The following is a 17176-nucleotide window of genomic DNA, read 5'->3' as shown; positions in this document are numbered from 1 at the left end:
AATCGGACGTATAATTTCGTCATTTTTAGGCGAAGCCTCAATTAGGGCATCTCTCGTTTTTTGGTCGATAATAAACGCATCGTTGAACCCCGTTAATATACCTCGGTAGATATTGATATCCCAATCTTTTAATGGAGTGCCTACCGCTTCAATCTTGTTTTTTATGGTGGCTTCTAATGGTGAAAGTATTACCCATCCGCTATCTGGTTTAAAGCCCCTTTGCGTAGTAACTGACTGTCTAATAAAATCGCTCCAATTGTCTACTAAAATAGTGTTGTTTTTATTCAACAATTTTAATTAACCTATCTTATTGCCGTATAATTAAATAATGCTAATAATTTAAACAATATGAAATACGGCTACATCCGCATCAGTACAGACAAACAAACAACCGAAAATCAACGGTATGAAATTTTAAAATTCGCTAATATCAAACAAATCGTCATCGACGAGTGGATTGAAGAAACAATCAGTTCAACAAAAAAACTTAGCGTACGTAAATTTGGTGAGCTTTTACAGCGCATGCAAAAAGGAGACATTCTAATCGTATCTGAACTGTCGCGAATGGGACGTAACCTGATGCAGATAATGAAAATTCTGCATGACTGTATGGAGAAGGACGTAATGGTTTATACTGTAAAGGAGAATTACGAATTAGGCAATAACATCAATTCAAAGGTTCTTGCTTTTGCGTTCGGCCTTTCAGCCGAAATTGAGCGCAATTTAATTTCCCAACGCACCAAAGAAGCGCTTGCGCGACGTAAAGCCGAAGGGCAGATATTAGGAAGGCCCAAAGGGAGCAAATCGCAAATAAAGAAACTTACGGGAAAAGAGGACGAAATCCAACGGCTTATCAACAAAAAAATATCATATAGTGCAATTGGACGGATATTAGGAGTGCACAGGCTAACAGTATCCTCTTTTGTAAAGGAGGACAACTAACGCACATTCATAACCCAATTGACGGAAAAGCCGCCTCGATCAGGCTGGGGACGCTTGCGGCAGCCTCGGGGATAGCAGAGCGTACCTGCAAAGCGGCTCTGCTACCCAAGGATTGCCACGCCGCCCCGTCACACCTCCTCCCCGCCGCGGCTCGCAATGACGCGGTGGGTAATGAGCCAAAAAAATCCATCCAAAACTTTCCTCCGCTCCACCTGTTCCCCATAAGTACCAACAGAAACACTTATGAACGCGTATCAACAAAAATGGATAGATGTATTGGCAGCGGCCAATTTAAAGGATTGGAAGATTGAACCGGTGGGCGATGACATCTATATTGAGATGCCGCACATAACCGACCTTAAACTAATCAGGGATAACCTACCCGAAACGCTGGCCCTGATTTCGTTGGATATTACCCTGCCTAAAGAGCGGTTAAAATTCCGTTTCCACAATGGATACGAAAATTTTGAATACGTGCTGAATCCCGGCGAAGCCGACTTGAACGAGGCTTAAATTTTTGCCTTCGTGGCTACTACGGTTACGCTGATACCCATCATTGCAATGAGCGTGAAGGATGCCCTTAGAGATGCCAGGCCGGCTATAAAACCAATCATGGGCGGCCCAACCAGGAAACCCATAAAACCAATGGTAGATACCGCTGCCAAAGCCACGCCGGGCTGCATGGTTTTAGATTTACCCGCTGCGCTGTAAACCATAGGTACTACAGAGGATACACCAGCGCCTACAAAAAGGAAACCAATGAGCGCGGTATAAAGGTGTGGGAAGATCACGGCGATGAGCAGGCCGGTTGCAGTAAGCATGCCGCTGAGCTGCATGGTGCGTTTCAACCCGAAACGGTGCGAAAACCAGTCGGCCACAAAGCGGCCGCCGGCCATGGTAAACATAAAGGCGGTGAAGCCCGTTCCTACCCAATCAATGGGTGCGAGTACCACTTTCTTAAAGTAAATAACGCTCCAATCGAACATGGCACCTTCGCATATCATCGAGCAAAAAGCGATTGCCCCTAGTTTAATCAGCGAGTTATCGGGCATCACAAATACGGGGCCCGCGTTGGCCACCTTATCGTGTTTGAGGTAGGGCATAGTGAATAAAACCACCACGATGATGATGACCAGTATAAATATGAAGTGGTACAGCGGGATAATTTCATGCCCGATCATGAACGAACCGATGGCTGCGCCGGTAAAGCCTGCGAGGCTCCACAAGCCGTGAAAGGAGGCCAGTATAGGCCGCCCGTAAAGTTCTTCGGCGGCGACTGCCTGGGTATTTACGGATATATTTACGGAGTTACTGCTGAAACCAAAAACCATCAGGCAGATGATCAGCTGGAAAGTATTTTGCGCAAGGCCCAGCGTTACCAGCGAGATGCTGTAAACAATAAGGGCGGCTACGAGCAAATTACGGCTGCCTATCTTGGTAATGGCCCAGCCCGAAAAAGGGAGTGAACACATGAGGCCAACCGGCAGGGCAAAGAGTACGCCACCCAGGGCAGCGTCAGACAAGTCGAGTTCCTGCTGAACGGTCGCGATACGCGATGCCCAGCTCGAAAAGCTGAGCCCAGCCATAAAAAACATAGCCGCCACGGCAATGCGCAAAGTGGTGCGGGGGTAATTATATGTTGAGGGTATAGTATCCAAAATATTTAGTTAGTGTAAATATTACACTAAGATACAAATGATAAATAAATATAGATAAAAATACTTGTATTACCCTTAATAATTACAAAATTTAGACGTTTTTATTATTGTTTGATATTGAACGAGCCGATAACATGCTGATAGATGACTCCTTTATCATCTGTGAGGTCTACGCTGAATGTTCCCTTGGCAGATCCTTTAAAGGTTGCTGCATTGAACGAAAATGATGTTAACTTAACCTTCCCCGACTGTCTGAAGTCTAAAAAATAGTTATCCACCTGAATGTCGGCAATATCGTAAGTGCCAGGTGTTGTACCCAGAAAACCCATTAAGAATGTAGAGGTTGTGCTTTCGATAGCTGATATGCCGCCGGCGCCAAAAGCGGATGTAACACCAAGGTTATTTTTGAACGTTTTAATAGGGCCACCTGCCGTGTATTGAATTTGAATCGTGTTTTCTGCACCAATCGGCAGGCCGTCGCCTGTGTTTTCAACAGGGGTACCTGTTCCTGTCCCTGTACCGGTGCCTGTTCCAGTCCCGGTCCCGGTTCCCGTACCAGTTCCTGTGCCAGTACCGGTTCCCGTACCAGTTCCTGTCCCGGTTCCTGTGCCAGTTCCGGTTCCTGTGCCAGTTCCCGTACCGCCAACGGGATATACGGGGGCATCAAGTTTGCACGCAGAAATTGCTGTTGTTAAAAAAATTAAGGCGAAAAGGCGATAAAAAAAACGCTTCATAATGGGATAAAGGTTTAGATTCTTTATGCATTAAATATACGTTTTATTTCCCGTTAAGCAAAATTGCCCTGTTTTTTTAGTGCTGGCAGATAATCCTTAGCAATCCCCATCCGGTCCGCATACCGGCCCATTTACTTCCGCCAAATCGGGCTTGCTTTACGCTTCCTTCCATTCGCCAAAAGCTTTGTCTAAAGTTTGGGTAAATACCGGTACGGCCTGCGCGCCTGATACGGCATATTTACCATCCATCACAAAAAACGGTACGCCACGTATGCCCAGGTATTCGGCTTCGGCAATGTCCTGCTTTACGTCGTCGGTATAGGCGTCGCTGTTTAGTACTGCTGTTACTTCGTCCTTTTCCAAGCCGATCTCTTCCCCTAAACCGGCCAGGGTTTCGGTATCGTCGGTATTTTTGCCGAGGGTGAAATAGGCTTTAAACAGCGCTTCTTCCGCTGCATCGCCAAGGCCTTTGCTTTTGGCATAATGACTAAAGCGGTGGGCCTTTAAGCTATTCGCTACAACTGCCCTGTCGAAATCGTAGGTAAGGCCAACTTCGGCGGCCATTTTGGTTACGTGGTCATTCATCTGTTGCGCGTATTCCAGCGTCCAGCCTTTTATATCGGCCAGGTACTGGCTGATGTTTGCCGATGGATCGGTCACCATTTGCGGGTTAAGCTGAAAGCTTTTCCATTCAATCTCTACCTTGTCCTTACCGTCAAACTGCTGCAATGCATCCTCGAACCGGCGTTTGCCTATATAGCAAAAGGGGCACATAACATCGCTCCATATCTCTACTTTCATGGTGTTCTATATTTTCCGTAAAGGTAAAGATGTGCAGCAAAGCGCGGGTCGACGCAAAGTCAAAAAAGAAGCATAAAGCTGCTTAAGCGTTTATTTTCAGCCGGGAATCGCGTTTAGGTTTTTATCCCCTCTCGAGAGGGGGCGGGTTGGGTTGAGCGAGAGCAGGGGTGTGTTAGGCTATGGTTCTTGCCGACCAACACACCCCTCCGCCCCTCTCAAGAGGGGAATCGCACGCGCCCCGGCTCGCATTACTCTTAAACACGACTGCCCTATTATTTTCAGCATGATATTGACAGCGTGCATATTTTTTATAATTTAGTCTTTCTGTACCTGATTGACCAATACGATAAGCCCATTTTACCGACAAATGAATCATAACACTAAACCTTTGCTTTTTTGGGCCGGTATGGTATTGCTTATTTTGCCCGGTTTGCTACATGCTTACCTGCTGATGCCTTTCCCCGGCAGCCAGGATATCAACGCTATTACCATTTGTTATTACCTCGAAAAAATAGTGCTTCCGCTGCGCATCATCGGCGCAATATTGCTGATCATTTATTTTATCCGCTTCTTCGCCAATAACACACGCAAGCATAAAATCATCAAGGTGTCGGTTATCATCATCTGCCTGGGCAGTTTTTACTTTACTGATTATATGTTCAAGGCCGAGGTGATGTTCAAGGAAACCCAAAAGGCGAGGTTTGCCAACGGACTCGCCAATAAAGTACCACAAAGCTACTTGGTTATAGGGGTGGTGAGCAATGGTGTGGCCAAGGCCTACCCTATTATTTACCTGGGCTATCACCATAAAGTGCAGGATAGCCTGGCCGGCAAACCCGTTTTGGTTACTTATTGCACCATGTGTCGCACAGGCCGCGTGTACGACCCGGTTATTAAAGGCATCGAGCAAACCTTCAGACTGGTGGGTGCAAGGCACTACAATGCTATTATTGAAGACGTAAGCACACGCACCTGGTGGTACCAGGCAACCGGCGTGGCCGCTGTAGGGCCAATGAAAGGCGCGCATCTGGAAGAACTGCCCTACGAGCAGATGACGCTTGGCGCATGGCTGTCTAGATACCCTGCATCGCTCATTATGCAACCCGATGGTGGTTACCTCGACGATTATATCGACCTGAAAGATTACGACCATAAACAAGCCGTAGATAAAGACAGCACCTTAAAAAATAAAGATTCCTTAGTACGCAAAAGCTGGATGGTAGGCATTATTGCCAACGGCAAACCCAAAGCGTACGATTGGCGGCAACTGGTGAAAAAGCAGATATTAAACGATAAGCTGAACGGCACGCCGCTGGTAATAGCCGTAGAGGAGGATCAGCAAAGCTTCCACACCTGGAGTAGCCTGGTTGACGGCAAACAGCTCCACTTCATGATGGATAAAGACAACTGCCTGGCCGACCAGGAAACCGCCTCTATTTGGGACTGGAAGGGCAAATGCATCTCCGGCCCGAACAAGGGCAAGCAACTCAGCACCATACAATCTTACCAGGAATACTGGCGTTCATGGAAACAATTCCACCCGGCTACGGAGCTTTGGAGGGGGATGTAGGTGTGCAGACGGAAAACAGATGTGCAGATTTCAGATGTGCAGGTGTGCAGATGAAAAATGATAGAGCCCGTTTTTCATCTGAAATACCCTCATCTGAAATCCGCACATCTGAAATCCGCACATCCGCAGCTTACTCCACCTTAATTACTTGCGTCCTTTTACTTATCCCATTCTCATTAAAGGCTTCTATCTGAAAATAGTAAGGCACGCCTTTTTCCATACCGTTAAAGTAATACTCGTTTACGTTATACACCATAATGTTGTTGTAAAGCTTATCGGGTGCTATGCCCATGTAAATGGTGTAACCTACCGCACCATCCGTTTGGCGCCAGCGCAGCCAGGAATTACGGTTTTCTTCTTTGCCGCGTAAAACGATAAGATTACTAACGGTATCAGGGGCCATGCCCGCCCCTTTGCCGAACACCCGGAAACCCGACAAGGCAAATTTACCGGTGGGCATATGGTAATTGGTTATTTTGAGGTAGCGCGCTTTGACGGGCGTTTTAAGTTCCACGTAATCGTGCGGTACATCGGTTTTGTTTTGGCGTTTATCTACCAATGGCTTCCAGGTTTTACCGTCGATAGAAGAGCTTATCAGGTACTGATGATATACCCCAAGGGATTTGCCCATGAAAGTGGCATCCTGGTCTGCGTAGTTGATTTGGATGGCACGCACGGTGCTTACTTCGCCCAGGTCGGTTTGCATCCACTCGCCTTTGTTGGCGGTTTTGGCGCTCCAGTAGGTTTTGATATCTTCATCAACTGCTAAATTGGGTACGTACGCCCCAAGGGTTGATGACACCTGCACGGGCTTGTTATAGTTCATCAGCATCCAGCCGGTGAAATTGCTATTCAAATGATCTTCTTTTCCTGCCGAGAGGTAATGCGGATAATCGCCATAGGCGGTGTTGGTGTACAGCGTGCCGTCGTTATCAAAACCGGCCGGCCAAAAGCCTATGCGTCGTTCAAAGTTGTTCTTCACATCAACCACCATGGTGCTGATGTGCCAGTAATTGCCCCATTTATCGGCCCAGGTTGCGCCGTGGCCCGCGCCTTTGGCAAAGCCGCCGGGTTTATAGCTGAAGGGATTATGACTTTGGTATTTGAACGGGCCAAGCGGTTTATCGCCTACGTAAACGCCGTCTCCGTAGCCCTTGCCCTCGGTGCCGGGCGCGCCATATTGCAGGTAATATTTGCCGTTGTGCTTGTTCATCCAACTACCCTCCATAAAGCCGGTAAGGAACACGTTATCGTTATTCTCACCAAAGCGCTCCCAGCCATGCTGCTCCCAATTGAGTTTTATCATCTCCTTTTTGGGGCCGATAGGTTCGAAGGTTTTGCGGTCTATCTCCTGCCCGTATAGCGGCAGGGTATTGCTGCTGCCATGATAAATGTAAACGCGACCATCGTCATCGGCAAACATGCCTGGGTCCCAGGCCCCCACCTGGAAGTAGTCCTTAGCGGCTTTCCAGGTATCGTGCGTGGGGTCGGTGCTCATCCACAGGGTAAAATCTTTATTATAGGTAGAGCCAATAACCAGCAGGGTATCGCCCAGTACCAGCGTAGCAGGCGCGCAAAGCTCATCGCCTTTTACCTGGTTGTAGGGCCGCACAAATTTACGCGGCACGAAGGTCCAGTGCAGCATATCCGGCCCCCACCAGTAACCAAACTGGTTGGTACTGAAGAGGTAGTAATTGCCTTTAAAAAAAGTCATGGTTGGGTCGGCCGTGGCGCGGTGCTTACCCCAGGCCGCAAAACTTTCAAAAGGCGTGTAGCCGTAATCGAGGTTGAGCGGGTTGCAATAAGTAAGCCGTTTTGTTTGTGCCGATGCTGTAAACGCGGTAAAACAAAAAAGTACTGCCAACAATAAACGGTTTGCAATTTTCATGGGCGGGATGTAATTGGTTAAGGCAAATATAAGGATTGTTAAGATTCCTGCCGTAGAGACGCAATATTTTGCGTCTGCACATGCAAAGCCGCTATCATCCAACGGGAGACGCAAAATATTGCGTCTCTACGGGTAATAGAAAGGATTGCCCCCTTGAAATTAAAAAAGGAGCACCGAAGTTAATCGGGCCCCTTCCTCAGAGATTTAGTTGATTATGAATTATTGTACGATGAGCGTTGCTATGGAATGCGGTTCGGCGGTGGTTTTTGCGGCCATGCCTTTTATCCACAAACTGTATTCGATTTTTTCGTCGGTGCGGTTCATTACCACAACAGCCAGTTTACCATCCGGATTCATGTACGCGGTGGTCAGTAATTTATCCCTGCTTGCCGCTGCGGCTACGCGCTTTGCGCCCGGATGTATGAATTTGGAGAAATGCCCCATGTAATAGTACGAGTTGGTATAGATCAACTCTCCGGTGCGGGTATCGGCATGTATGGGCGCGAAGCAAAAGTTGCCTACGTGGTTGGGGCCACCTTTTTCATCGAGCAGCACGTTCCAGTCTGTCCAGCCTACGGCGCCGGCGTTGAAATCGTTTATCATGGATAGGCCGTAGCGTTCGCCCAGGGCCCAATCGCCAAGGCGGTTAAAATCGAATTTCTCTACGCAACCTTCGGTGAAGATCAAATTCTTATCGGGGAACGCCGCGTGGGTTAATCGCGTGTTCTCAAAGTTTTGGCCCGCGCCTGTCCAGGTTTCGTACCAGTGGAAGCCGATGCCCCAGATGTATTTGGCGGCTGCAGGGTCTTCCAGTATGGTACTGGCCCGCTGGTAAAGCAAATCGCGGTTATGATCCCATACAATCAATTTTTTGGCAGCCAGACCGCCTTTCACAAGGGTTGGACCGAGGAAGTTTTTCACGAAATCGCGCTCTTCCTCAGCAGTGTACTTGCAACTCTCCCAGCTTTGCGTAGCCATCGGCTCGTTCTGTACCGATAGTCCCCACACCGGGATGCCCAGTTTTTCGTAGGCGTTGATGAATTTTACATAGAATCTGGCCCAGCTTTGCGCAAACTCATTCTTAAGCTTGCCTCCGTGCAATACGTCGTTGTTGTCCTTCATGAAAGCCGGCGGGCTCCAGGGCGAAACGAATAGCGTCAGTTTCCCGCCGGCGGCTATGGTAGCCTCTTTAATAAATGGTATGCGGTATTTTTTGTCGTGGCTGATATCAAAGGTGCGCAGGCCCTTATCGCTATCAGATACATAACTATAGCTGCCGCTGCTAAAATCGCAGCTTTGGATGTTGGTACGTGCCAGGGTATAGCCAATGCCGATGTTTTTATCAAAATAGGCGGCTAAAAACTCCTGTTGTTTATCTTTTGGGAGTTTATAGAAGGTCTCGGCACTGGCATCTGTTAATGCACCGCCAATGCCCAGCATGGTTTGGAATGTTTTGGTAGGGTCTACAAATATTAGCGTTTCGGTTTCGGGTGGCTGCGGACTAGATGTAAAGATTAATGTGCCAGCAGGTGCGAGCCTTTTGTTGCCTTCCTTCTCGGTTACGAATACTTTTACCGTTTTATTGGTTGCAGAATAAAGCTTTTTTGGCTTCATCGCCGACTGGCAAAACGCCGCCGCCGCTATGCATATAAAACCTATTGATAAAAGGGTTTTCTTCATTGTTAAGCCGGGAAAGGTTAATCGTATTGGTTTACGGATTCAAAGCTATTAAAGTTTCGCGGAATCCAACAAAGAAAAACATCATAAATAACTGATATTTAGTTATTTATGATGTTTTTGATACGCTTAAATACCAAGCAATATTTAATTAAATCGGCTTATAATCAACATTTTCTGTTTCCAAGTAGTAAAAGCGCCTTACAAATTTATACGCCTTAATCACAAGCCCATTATTTATCCACAATACGCTTGCCGGTGCCCATCCATTCAATTGCATCGAGGATAAACTGATCTTCTATAGGGTTACCAAGGGTGTGCGAGAGGTCCTTATTGGTTTTGCCTTCGTAATCGATATCGTTGTGGCCCATATTGAGGTAAATCATTTTGTAGCTGCGATTGGTCCATACAACCGGGTAATAACCACTGTGCCATATCTCGTTTTGTTTTGGGCCTGTACCCAGCGGGAAGCTGGTAGCGTCTATCGACATCAGTATCCTGATGTTGGGGTTCTTAAGGAGGTCTTTCTCCCATCGGTACCATTCATTAGGCGATGCGTTGAAGGTTTCGGGCATGTTCCTGGTGGCCGGGTGCTTTCGGTCTTCTACCCTCAGGATAGCCGACGTTGGCCGCCAGGTATTGCTGGCGTATTGGCCCGAGCCGAGGAACTCGTTATGGTACCAATCCCAATCGGCATTGAAATCTGATGGCGTAAGCGCAAAGGCCGAAAAATGGAAACCCATCCAGCCGCCGCCGTTGCGCATGTATTTTTCAAAGGCCGCACGCTGGGCGGGGTCGTCAGGGCGGGTATCCAAAAAAACTACCACTTTATATTTAGCGAGAAAAGCCTCGTTGAGGTTGCCCCAGTTGCTGGTAGAATCGTACCCGAAGTTGTATTTGGCCGCCATCAACGGGAACCATTTATTGGCCTCGTGCACAAAGCTGATATGTGCCTGATCCTCTTTGCCCGTGTAAAAAGCAATCACTTTGAAACGCGGCTTCTTTTGGGCATGCACACTGCTGTTTATGCACAGGCAAAGCAGGGCGATCGTAAATATTTTTATGCTGATTGATTGACGCATGGTGTTGGGTATTAATGATTGAAAAAATCAAAACAAAGAACCGTCATCCTGAACTTGTTTCAGTACCCCACGCGGCAGGTAGCGCATATGCAAAGCGGTAAAGCGTAGTGGCTACTTTTATGATGGGATACCGAAATAAATTCGGCATGACGGGAAGGGCTGAGTTTGGAACTTACTTCTTTAGCTTGATGTAAGTCTCTACTATCTCGTGGTCAATTTTCAGGCTATCTATTTTCTCGATGCCTTTTTGCACCAGCGTATCGCCTTTGAAGCTCACTTTAAAATTAAAGGAATGCCCCTCCCACTCGCGATAGTTGCAGTATTGCAGGTTCTCGGTATAATCGGCACCGGTTAGTGTGTAGGTCCCCGCGCCCGAACCGAATACAGTCTTGGTGCCGGCCATCTTCAAGTCGTGTTTAAAGAATGCGAAATGGTCGCCGTTGACTACTTTGATCATTTCCTGCTCCTGCCCTTTCTCGGGATAGGTAACAACGGTATCGCCTTTAGTTATCTGTAGGGCCGATACCAGTTTCCAGGTGCCCTGTATTGGGGCGACAGGCTCTTCGGTTTTAGTTTCGGCAGCGGGTTGCTTGCAGGCGGCCAGAGCTAGTAATGGGAGGATTAAGAATTTGATTTTCATTTGATTGTGAGATTGAGATCTATTTAGTTGAGTAAATTAATTGCTTATAATTCTTGACCAATCGATAACTTCGTTATCATTTGCCGCTTTTACAACGTCTTTCATATCGTACAATTCCGGTTCGACTTTAAAGCCAATGGAACGAAGATAATTTACGTAAGCACTATGGTCAACAAAGCCCTCCTCTATATTTTTCGAGGGGATGATGATAGCCCAAGCTGGCTTAGGAAATTTCTCGCCCATCACGTGCGTTGCCGGAGTGTACATTAAAATGGCACAGTTGACCACGTTCACTTTTTTAACGTTCTCAATCGAAGCCCCCAACAACGCCCATGCCCCATTGGTTTCCAAATTCATCGACCAAGCTCCCTGTCTGTTAAGTTGTATTAAAAAATAAGGTTTCAGGAGTGGGATTTCAACGTCGTCATATCCTCCCCGGTTGTTATAGAATCCGTCGACTTCTTTGGAAGTCCCGGCTCTGCGCTCAATAAAATAAACTATGAGAAAAAAAAGCACGATTGCACCAATGCCACGAACTCAACCTTTGTGCAATATGTTTTTCATCGACAACATCACTCAACCAATTGCTTAAAAAGCCTTTCCACCGTTTCATCCCCATCTATGCAAAAGCCGGGATGTACCTTAGAAGTTTGCACCACCGTGCTGCGGGTAGCGGTTAACCAGCGGAACCGCGATGGTGCATCCAATAAACCTATCGGGCCGGCATCTTTACCGCCTTTGCATATTTGCTGGAACGAGCGGAGGTTTGCTTCCACCCCCTCCAAATCAATATCCGGGTAAAAGGCCAGCAGGCGTTCCTTATCTACCTGGTACATCATCCGCAGGTATTTGTGTTTGGCGCAATACAAAATAACCCCTACGTTCATGAACTCCTCGCGCTCTACCCTGGGCACCACGCGGATAACGGCATACTCAAATAAGTTGCGATCTTGCATGCTGTGCTTCTTTTAAGAATATGTTGGAGTTGGCCAACCGGGCGTTCAAAAACTGCGCGTAAACCTGCCGCTGGTCGTCTTCGGTTTCGAAGCTCCTGTCAACCAGCCAGGCATCAGGCACGATGGATACGATAGCGCTGATTACCTCCGGCGTAAGGATGGCCCTGAATTCGGCATCCACTTCCTCCAGCAATTCAGCTTTGCGCAGCAACACATGGTCTTTTACCTGCACAAAGGGGCGCAGGGCCTGCTCCTGCCAGTTATCCATATTATGGTGGAAGTACAGGGCAGCGCCATGGTCTATCAGCCAAAGCTCTTTATGCCACATCAGCATATTGGTGTTGCGGGCGGTGCGGTCTACATTGGTGAGCAGGGCATCCAGCCACACAATCTGCGAGGCCAGTTTGGGTTCTACCACCGTAACCGCAGGGTCGAAAGTAATGGCACCCTGCAGGTAATGCAAAGCCAGGTTAAGTCCCACGCTGAATTTCAGCAGGTCTTGTATTTCCTCGTCGGCTTCGGTGCGGCCAAAGGCTTCGTCGAGGTTCACGAAAACGAGTTCGGGCATCCTGAAACCAAGGGTACGGGCAATCTCGCCGCCGATTAATTCAGCTATCAGTGCTTTCGGCCCCTGCCCTGCCCCGCGGAATTTAAGCACGTACAAAAAGCCGTCGTCGGCCTCGGCTATAGCAGGCAACGAGCCGCCCTCCCGCAGGGGAGTAACATAGCGGGTAACATTAACGGTGCGTAATTGCGGTGGCGTATTGTTCATAGGTGATTTGGAGGGACTAAGATAGGGGAGGAAATCCTAAAACCGAAAACCTAAATTCTAAAGGGGAAGGGGATTGCTGGAAAAGAAATCCTAAAACCGAAAAGCTAAAACCTAAATTCTAAGGAAAAGAAATCCTAAAACCGAAAGTCTAAATTCTAAAGTGGGAGAAGAAACTCCAAATCCTAAAATAAAACCCATGCTTTGTTTACATTAGCTATGTAATTTTTTCCTTGAGAATTTAGAGATTAGATTTTAGGATTTTCTCACTTTATACCTGGCGTGGCCACTAGTTCAAATTCACAAAAGGTAACGCGTATTCTTCACTCAATTTATCTACGTACAGTTGCTTCACCATATTGCTCAACCTAACGGCGTTGATTTCCAGGATAGGTATCGCCATTTGATAAACTTCGACCGGTAAATCGGTATCGTTATAGGATACGAATTGGATATACAGCTCTTTAACTTTGGTTTCTTTTGAAGGCAGCACCAATATCTTCAGCTTGTTTTTTAAGGGCACTGTTTTATAAGCCAGTTTGAAGAAACCATAATCGTGCTGAAAACTAAGCGATTTGGTATTGATAATGAGATGTTCCTGTCCGTAAATATTCCATAAGGTGTATCGCCCCAACCAAACCCATATCAGCAAATCGAAAACCATTAAACCGGGAATGGCCCAAACAACAGCCAGTACGAGTACGCCCACTACCATGCCATTGCCCAGCAATAGTAATAATTTCCCCCATACAGAACTTTTGATACCGGCAGACATGTACACACAAACGCCATCAGTACGCAGCAAAAACCGATCATCCATAATCAAAAAAACTAATCAGCGTAAATATAACAAAGCATTTTGGTGGCGTTAGCAATATTTTCAAACAGCACCTGGGCAAGGGTAGCTTTTAGGTTTTTAATCCCCTCTTGAGAGGGGGTGGGTGGTATTGAGCGAGATCAGGGGTGTGTTAGGCTATGCTTCTTGACGGCTAACACACCCCTCCCCCCTCTGCTCCTCCGCTAAAGCTTCAGCGGCACGCGGTCAAGAGGGGAATCGCACAAGTCCTGGCTCGCATTAATTTAAACGCGATTTCCCTGGCACCTGGGCCTTTAATTAACAGATATTTGATTTGGGTTTATATCTTTATCCGCAGCAATGCTGATGCAGAAAAATTAATGCGTTAATGGAATTCATCAAACAACCCTGGCCCTGGTACCTGGCCGGCCCGCTTATTGGTCTTATTGTGCCGGCGCTGCTATTGCTTGGCAATAAGGCTTTTGGTATATCTTCTTCGCTACGGCATATCTGCGCGGCTTGCCTGCCTGCGGGCATCCTTTTTTTTAAATACGACTGGAAAAAAGAAAGCTGGAACCTGTTTTTTGTGGCGGGTATTGTGTTGGGCGGCTTTATGGCGGTGCATTTTTTATCCAACGCCCAACCGGTGGCAATCAATCCGGCAACTACTGCCTTGCTACAAAAACAGGGTGTAAAGGATTTTACCGGCTTGCTACCATTGGATATTTTCAGCTTTAGCCAGCTGCTTACACTGCGCGGATTGGTGTTTATGGTATTGGGGGGCTTTTTGGTAGGCTTCGGTACGCGGTACGCCGGGGGCTGCACTTCGGGGCATGCCATTATGGGCATATCTTCGCTCCAATGGCCGTCTTTTGTGGCCACCTGCTGCTTTATGGCGGGCGGTTTCATTATGGCCTGGTTTATACTCCCTCATTTGTTAGCCATATGAAAAACATCAAATTCCTTTTTATTGGCCTGCTGTTTGGCATCATCCTGATCAAATCTGAAGTGGTATCCTGGTTCCGCATACAAGAGATGTTCAGGCTACAGGCCTTCCACATGTACGGCATCATTGGCAGCGCTATTGTGGTGGCCATGATTTCTATCCTGCTCATCAAACGGTTTAACATCAAAACCATCAGCGGCGATCCCGTTATTATCCCTCAAAAGCCCTTTAGCTGGGGCAATGTGTATGGCGGGTTGCTATTCGGGTTTGGCTGGGCCATTACTGGTGCATGCCCCGGCCCGCTATTTGCGCAGGTGGGTGGTGGCTTCGCGGTGGTGTTGGTTACCTTGCTTAGTGCTATCGTAGGAACGTGGGTATATGGTTTGCTGCGCGAAAAGCTGCCGCACTAAGCAAAAAAAGCGGACAGCCCAAAGGCCATCCGCTCCACATAAATCAACCCAACATCTTCTTATCCTGCCTTTGGCGCATTTAAGCTATCCCTTTTTGCTTTATGATGTTCTTTCATCTTAGCTTTAAGGTCGGCATATGCTTTCTGCTGGTCGGCTGTTAAAACAGCCTGCAATTGCTTGTCTGTATCTTGTCTTAGGGCTTTAAAAGCTGCGTGGTTGGCTTTGCGGTCGCCGGGGTTTTTAGCTTTCAAGCTATCCACCTGTGTAGCACGTGCCACGAATATTGCTTTCACCTTAGCCGATTGTGCAGCATCCAGGTTCAGTTTCTTTTGCAACATACCGGTCATATGGTCGGCACGCTGGGCGGGGTTCTTCATATCGCCCCTCCGGTTGTGTGCCATAGATTTGCCGCGGCCGCCCTTGAATTTTTCTTTCATCTGCGCTTTAAACGCGCTGTAGGTTTTGTTCTGTTCGGCAGTGAACACGGCTGCCAATTGGCCATCGGTTTTTTGCAGTTGTGTTTTAAACGCCTCGCGGTTTGCTTTTTTGTCGCCGGCTTTATTGGCTTTCAGGCTGTCCATCTGCGTAGCCTGCGCCAAAAGGATCGTGTTTACTTTGGCGGTTTGGTCGGCACTCAGGTTCAGTTTTTTCTGTAGCATAACACTTACATGCTGTGCTCTTTGCTGGGGGTTATGTTTTTGCCTGTCTTTGTTTTGCGCCTGGGCTAAAACGCTTATGCCCAGCACCATGGTTATCATCAATAGTATCTTTTTCATGTTTTTAATTGTTATTTGTAGGGATAGACGGTGGGGCTGGGCGATGGTTTAATACTATAGTAGACGATAAGTCGCTTACAGCGTAAACGCACAAGGATGTTACAAAGCAAGAAAGATTAAACACGAGTGAGCTAACACGAATTGAACAGATTAAGACGAATTTCACGAATTGAGTGAACACTAATTTCGCGAATGTCACCTAATTTCACGAATTGATTGAACACTAATTTCATGAATGCCACCTAATTTTACGAATTGAGTGAACACTAATTTCACGAATGCCGACTAATTTTACGAATTGAGTGAACACTAATTTCATGAATGCCACCTAATTTCACGAATTGAGTGAACATTAATTTCATGAATGCCACTTAATTTTACGAATTGAGTGAACACTAATTTCACGAATGCCACCTAATTTTACGGATTGAGTGACCACTAATTTCACGAATGCCGACTAATTTCACGAATTTTTAACTTCGTCCTATTCACTAATCAAATCACCAAATTGATTAGTGCAAATTCGCTTTTATTCGTAAAATTCGTGTTAACTCAATTCGTATTCACTCATTTATAATAGTTTCTTGCACTTCGTAATCAGTTCGGCACCATCATAGATGAGCAGGTCGCCGTCTTTGGCTATTTCGTAGCTTTCGCCGGGGCGTTCTACGCTGGTGTATTTATCGCCGTCCTTTTTCAGTTCAGATGCCGAAGGGCTGATAGGCGGCGTATCGTTCAGTTTGAGTTTCGTACCCACAAAGGTAATAGCTTGTATATACGTTTTATCGCCGCTGGTAACGAGTTCGTAAGCTATCTGCTCGCCCTTATCAGAATGGATAGCGGCATCATGCCAGGCACCTATCAGCGTACCGGTAGCTGCGGCTGCGGGTTTGGCGACAGTGGCTGGGCTATCTGTTTTTGTTGAAGTGGTTTTAGCAGCATTATTACAGGCAAAAACCGACAGGCTCAAAAAAGCGAATAGGATAACGATGCGGGTGGTATTCATAACGTAGATTGAATGAGCAGCAAAAGTACTAAACAGAACCATGATTCACTGGATTTCGTTGAATGTTCTGAACCATGATTTTCCTGATTATTTGATTTCCTTGATAATTTAGCTTCCATTGATTGCCTCGATCTTCTTACTTATCGCTTGCTTATCCACCTGAGTTTTCGCAATGTGCGGTGCGAGGTTTAGATTTTCAAGGGCTTTTTCCGGGTCGATTGTCTTATATAACTCGCCAAGGAGCGTAAAATAATAGGGGTTATTGGTAAGCTTTAGTTTCTCTGCCTCGATAATAGCAGCCGCATTGCCTTTCACCTTAGCCAGGTAGGTTCGGTTAAGCGCTGGAACAGTGGTGAATGGTTGATTATTGAGTGGTGGATGGTTAAAGAAAAATATTCCTGCTGATTTTATCTATTAACATCCGAAGGATGGTAAACGGTGAGCATGTGCGTGGCGAATAGTTTGCAATACAGCAACCACTCACTATTCATCAATAATAGCGTTGCCTGCGGCCCGGGTTATCCG

General features: G+C 46.9%; 20 protein-coding genes. 5 read left to right on the top strand and 15 right to left on the bottom strand.

The window, feature by feature from the left end:
• The coding region (locus E2R66_RS10750; protein ID WP_204985902.1) for a hypothetical protein at nt 1-288 on the bottom strand (288 nt) is incomplete at its 3' end.
• A gap of 60 nt (nt 289-348) precedes the next feature.
• Between E2R66_RS10750 and E2R66_RS10745 the strand changes: the two genes are divergently transcribed.
• Both E2R66_RS10745 and E2R66_RS10740 read left to right on the top strand, forming a co-directional pair.
• The gene (locus E2R66_RS10745; protein WP_133228989.1) at nt 349-942 is read left to right on the top strand and encodes a master DNA invertase Mpi family serine-type recombinase; all 594 of its coding nucleotides are present in this window, start codon (nt 349-351) and stop codon (nt 940-942) included.
• Between the two features lie 243 nt (nt 943-1185).
• Nucleotides 1186-1455: a hypothetical protein gene (locus tag E2R66_RS10740; protein WP_133228991.1), complete on the top strand. Its 270-nt coding sequence runs from the start codon at nt 1186-1188 to the stop codon at nt 1453-1455.
• Here the strand turns inward: E2R66_RS10740 and E2R66_RS10735 are convergent.
• The 3 genes from E2R66_RS10735 to E2R66_RS10725 form a co-directional block, all read right to left on the bottom strand.
• Nucleotides 1452-2600 carry an MFS transporter gene (locus E2R66_RS10735; protein WP_158288375.1) on the bottom strand — a complete coding sequence of 383 codons (1149 nt, stop codon included), beginning with the start codon at nt 2598-2600 and terminating at the stop codon, nt 1452-1454. The genes E2R66_RS10740 and E2R66_RS10735 overlap by 4 nt on opposite strands.
• Nucleotides 2601-2704: 104 nt before the next feature.
• On the bottom strand, nt 2705-3334 hold the full coding sequence (locus tag E2R66_RS10730; RefSeq protein ID WP_133228993.1) for a hypothetical protein: 630 nt from the start codon (nt 3332-3334) through the stop codon (nt 2705-2707).
• A 156-nt stretch (nt 3335-3490) separates the two neighbouring features.
• Nucleotides 3491-4135, bottom strand: coding sequence for a DsbA family oxidoreductase (locus tag E2R66_RS10725; RefSeq protein WP_133228995.1), 645 nt, complete (start codon nt 4133-4135; stop codon nt 3491-3493).
• 367 nt (nt 4136-4502) lie between these two features.
• Between E2R66_RS10725 and E2R66_RS10720 the strand changes: the two genes are divergently transcribed.
• Nucleotides 4503-5705: a DUF3179 domain-containing (seleno)protein gene (locus E2R66_RS10720; protein WP_133228997.1), complete on the top strand. Its 1203-nt coding sequence runs from the start codon at nt 4503-4505 to the stop codon at nt 5703-5705.
• A gap of 130 nt (nt 5706-5835) precedes the next feature.
• On the opposite strand, the gene E2R66_RS10715 is transcribed toward E2R66_RS10720, so the two are convergent.
• The 8 genes from E2R66_RS10715 to E2R66_RS10680 form a co-directional block, all read right to left on the bottom strand.
• Entirely contained in the window at nt 5836-7593 is a 1758-nt protein-coding gene (locus E2R66_RS10715; RefSeq protein ID WP_133228999.1) for a family 43 glycosylhydrolase, read from the bottom strand.
• 219 nt (nt 7594-7812) lie between these two features.
• A complete protein-coding gene (locus E2R66_RS10710) occupies nt 7813-9273 on the bottom strand; it encodes a glycoside hydrolase family 30 protein (protein WP_133229001.1) in 1461 nt (486 codons plus the stop codon).
• A gap of 230 nt (nt 9274-9503) precedes the next feature.
• Nucleotides 9504-10352, bottom strand: a complete 849-nt coding sequence (locus E2R66_RS10705) for a ThuA domain-containing protein (protein ID WP_133229003.1) — start codon at nt 10350-10352, stop codon at nt 9504-9506.
• A 172-nt stretch (nt 10353-10524) separates the two neighbouring features.
• Complete coding sequence (locus E2R66_RS10700) at nt 10525-10992, bottom strand: lipocalin-like domain-containing protein (protein WP_133229005.1); 468 nt, start codon at nt 10990-10992, stop codon at nt 10525-10527.
• Between the two features lie 36 nt (nt 10993-11028).
• The gene (locus tag E2R66_RS10695) at nt 11029-11349 is read right to left on the bottom strand and encodes a hypothetical protein (RefSeq protein ID WP_134737921.1); all 321 of its coding nucleotides are present in this window, start codon (nt 11347-11349) and stop codon (nt 11029-11031) included.
• Nucleotides 11350-11564: 215 nt separating this feature from the next.
• On the bottom strand, nt 11565-11948 hold the full coding sequence (locus tag E2R66_RS10690; protein ID WP_133229009.1) for a DUF3037 domain-containing protein: 384 nt from the start codon (nt 11946-11948) through the stop codon (nt 11565-11567).
• Nucleotides 11926-12720 carry a HipA family kinase gene (locus tag E2R66_RS10685; protein WP_133229011.1) on the bottom strand — a complete coding sequence of 265 codons (795 nt, stop codon included), beginning with the start codon at nt 12718-12720 and terminating at the stop codon, nt 11926-11928. Before E2R66_RS10685 ends, E2R66_RS10690 begins: the two co-directional genes overlap by 23 nt.
• Nucleotides 12721-13006: 286 nt before the next feature.
• Nucleotides 13007-13537, bottom strand: coding sequence for a hypothetical protein (locus E2R66_RS10680; RefSeq protein ID WP_133229013.1), 531 nt, complete (start codon nt 13535-13537; stop codon nt 13007-13009).
• Between the two features lie 364 nt (nt 13538-13901).
• Here E2R66_RS10680 and E2R66_RS10675 point away from each other — a divergent pair, with 364 nt between their 5' ends.
• The gene (locus tag E2R66_RS10675) at nt 13902-14462 is read left to right on the top strand and encodes a YeeE/YedE family protein (protein ID WP_133229015.1); all 561 of its coding nucleotides are present in this window, start codon (nt 13902-13904) and stop codon (nt 14460-14462) included.
• Nucleotides 14459-14869: a DUF6691 family protein gene (locus E2R66_RS10670; protein ID WP_240049283.1), complete on the top strand. Its 411-nt coding sequence runs from the start codon at nt 14459-14461 to the stop codon at nt 14867-14869. Before E2R66_RS10675 ends, E2R66_RS10670 begins: the two co-directional genes overlap by 4 nt.
• A gap of 59 nt (nt 14870-14928) precedes the next feature.
• On the opposite strand, the gene E2R66_RS10665 is transcribed toward E2R66_RS10670, so the two are convergent.
• From E2R66_RS10665 to E2R66_RS10655, 3 genes are all read right to left on the bottom strand, one after another.
• Complete coding sequence (locus E2R66_RS10665) at nt 14929-15645, bottom strand: hypothetical protein (protein ID WP_133229027.1); 717 nt, start codon at nt 15643-15645, stop codon at nt 14929-14931.
• Between the two features lie 571 nt (nt 15646-16216).
• Nucleotides 16217-16651: a hypothetical protein gene (locus E2R66_RS10660; RefSeq protein ID WP_133229029.1), complete on the bottom strand. Its 435-nt coding sequence runs from the start codon at nt 16649-16651 to the stop codon at nt 16217-16219.
• Nucleotides 16652-16759: 108 nt separating this feature from the next.
• Nucleotides 16760-16966: a hypothetical protein gene (locus E2R66_RS10655; RefSeq protein WP_133229031.1), complete on the bottom strand. Its 207-nt coding sequence runs from the start codon at nt 16964-16966 to the stop codon at nt 16760-16762.
• Nucleotides 16967-17176 lie beyond the last annotated feature (210 nt).

Origin of the sequence: Mucilaginibacter psychrotolerans (genome assembly GCF_004519315.1) — a bacterium.
Classification (GTDB): domain Bacteria; phylum Bacteroidota; class Bacteroidia; order Sphingobacteriales; family Sphingobacteriaceae; genus Mucilaginibacter; species Mucilaginibacter psychrotolerans.
Note: the sequence above shows the minus strand (reverse complement) of the source record. Positions and strands in the feature narration are given on the sequence as shown.